The sequence below is a fragment of the Pirellulales bacterium genome, from assembly GCA_035499655.1.
GTDB lineage: Bacteria > Planctomycetota > Planctomycetia > Pirellulales > JADZDJ01 > DATJYL01.
In genome coordinates, this window is sequence record DATJYL010000227.1 from 1 (window position 1) to 2,878 (window position 2,878).

A 2,878-nucleotide genomic window follows, 5' to 3' on the forward strand; every position below is an offset into this window, starting at 1 on the left:
TAAAACATTATCAACTCATTGCAAACTACCTAAATTAACCGTCTTTGACTTTAGCTACCAGCGCTGGCGCGTTCACTATACTCGGCCCGACCGTTAGCCTTTGAATAATCGGCAAACTTTCACACAGACTTCGTAAGAAAACATTTTTCTGGTTAAATGGGATAGAATGGGTAGCATGCAAGATTTATTGCTATCCGCATTAGTCTATAGAGCGAACCCCTTTGGATGGCCTCAGTTTTGCTTTGTCTTGGACGGTGGAATTTGGTTCCTGAAAAAGTGCACTATTTCTTTGAAAATGAGGTGCGAACGCAAGGGAGCAGGGATGCGCTGAGTAGGTGAGTCGTCGTTTTTTCGCATCAAGTCGTAGCATTGCCACAACAATTACGAAACACTTTGAACTGATGTTGCCGTGCGAGAGAAAAGAATTGTTTGACAACCTGCGGCGCGGGATTTATCGTGAACGATACGGGCCAACGCGGGGAAGCTTGTCGATTGCCCCTCGGTCAGGGTAACAACCGCAGCGGGATGCTGGCCGGCAACATAAATGTTGGCATTTCTAATTTTGAGTTCTTGGTTTTAGAAGCATTGTTTTTATGGCAGCCAATACGTCCGCGTCAGCGAACACCCAAACCGATCAACAAACTCCCTGGTTCATCATCGGCGGATTGGGCATAGTGATACTGTGGGCATACTGGAACACGATAGAGGGTCTGCTGAACGCCTGGACGAGTGCGCAATACTCACACGGGTTTTTGATACCGATTTTTGCGGCGGTGTTAATTGCAATGCGCCGCGAACCGTTTGAGCCGGTTCCATCGTCGGTGCGCTGGTGGGGCGTCGCCATCATGGCGGGCGGATTATTGTTTCGACTATTTTCATCGTATCACAATCTGATTTCGTTCGACATGGTGTCGATCATTCCCGTGCTCGCGGGCGTGTTTGTCATCGCGGGAGGCTGGCCAGCCTTACGATGGTCGGCAGCGCCGTTGGCATTTCTGATATTCATGCTTCCCTTGCCGACCGCCGCGGAGCGGGGCCTGCTCAACCCGCTGCAACATGCCGCCACGACCATGAGTACGTACACACTGCAAACGATGGGAGTGGACGCGTTCAACGAAGGCAATAAGATATTAATCGGCGAAGGCTTTCCGCTGAACGTGGAGGAGCAATGCAGCGGCCTGCGAATGGCCACGATTTTTTTGGCGTTGGCGGTGGCGATGAGCATGATTATCGATCGCCCCTGGTGGCAGAAAGCGTTCATCATTGCCAGCGCCATTCCCATCGCCCTGCTGGTGAACGTAATCCGGATTGTGATCACGGCGCTATTATTCATGGTGCTGGGCCAGGAATCAGAATTTGCAAAAGAATTCTTCCACAACCTGGCGGGATGGTTCATGATTCCTATCGCCCTGGGCTTCATGTACTTGGAAATGCAGATTTTAGATCGTGTATTTATCGAAGAAACGCACATCCAACCCCAATCCGGCGGGCTGGGCTCCAAGTCGACAACGGTCCGGCGTCCGATGCCTACCCGTGTTCGGTAGCATTGGCGGGGCAATGAGCAATATTCGTCCGGCAGAATTTTTCGACCTGATGAAAGAGGCGCAGCAGTGACTCAACCAACTCCCACCGAAATTGATTCCGCCAGCAATGAAGTCAGCCACAATGGAGAGGCCGCGTCGAACCAACAAGCGTTAATGGTTCGAGACTACAATATGCAAGGCCTGAGCCCCTACGTGGCGGCGGGTTATGGCGGAAACTATGTGGATGCCGCCCCAGCGGGCTTGAGTTTTTCGCAGTTGCTGCACTCACTCCGCAGGCGCTGGTTGTTGGCCCTGATTGTCGGGATCGTGATGGGACTCCCCTTGGCAGCGCTATTATGGATCGTGGCGCCCGAAAATTACGAAGTGGTGGCGTGGTTGAAAGTCGGCGATCCGCAGCAGTGGAGTGAAACCAAGCCCGGCCGAGACGGGGCCGAATACGAAGCATATCGCCAAACCCAGGCGGCGCGCATCCGGAGTCCGATGGTATTGCAAGAGGCGTTGAACAAGGAAGGTGTGGCTAGCCTGCCGCTGTTGCGCGCGGAAAAGGACCAGCACCGGTTTCTGGAAGACGAAATCACGGTCGTAACGCCCCGAGATTCGGAATTGTTGCAAATCAAAATGCGCGGCAAAGACCCACAGCAGTTGGTCAAAATTGTCAATGCCGTCAAAGATTCGTACCTGGACAACGTTGTGGAAGTGGAGAATCGCGAGAACGTGGGCAAGCTTACTTTGCTTCAAAACACTTTGAACGAACTTCAGAACGATATCTCTAACAAGCGCGACCAGTTGCAGAAACTTCAGGAAAAAACAAAGTCGCCCGACCTGGATTCGGTGAAGTTTCAATACAACTTACTGGTTCAGCAGAGCGGCAGCATCATGAACCAGATGAGCCGAACTCGAGAAGATTTGGCAAGAATTGCCAAACAACTGCGTATTCTCCAAAGCGACAAGCCTACGGACATTCCTGATTACCAGGTTGAACAATATCTGTTGCGCGACGATCAAATCGCCGACATGACGAAGCAAGCGACTAATATGCAGATGGCCATCGACTATGCCATGGGGGCGTCGCGCTTGGGAGACCGTGATCCGCAGGTGAAGGACTACAAAAACAAATTGGCGGCGCTGCAATCGCGGCTGGAAGAGCGGCGCCGAGAGCTCCGACCGGAGATTATCAAACAGCTAAAAACCGATCTGGCCTCGCAAGACGGTGTCAAGGCTGATCCTGAAAAATTAGAGATTGAAAAGAAACAATTGACTGACGACTTGGTGACGCTGCAAAAAAACTTGGACGACGTGGTGGCGGAGACGACCAAGCTTGGGACCGCCAGCGA

General features: G+C 52.1%; 2 protein-coding genes. Both read left to right on the plus strand.

Annotation, left to right across the window (positions count from 1 at the left end; genetic code table 11):
• Positions 1–593 precede the first annotated feature (593 nt).
• Positions 594–1,544: an exosortase/archaeosortase family protein gene (locus VMJ32_17905; GenBank protein ID HTQ40898.1), complete on the plus strand. Its 951-nt coding sequence runs from the start codon at positions 594–596 to the stop codon at positions 1,542–1,544.
• Between the two features lie 66 nt (positions 1,545–1,610).
• A partial coding sequence (locus VMJ32_17910) for a Wzz/FepE/Etk N-terminal domain-containing protein (GenBank protein ID HTQ40899.1) occupies positions 1,611–2,878 on the plus strand: 1,268 nt, incomplete at its 3' end.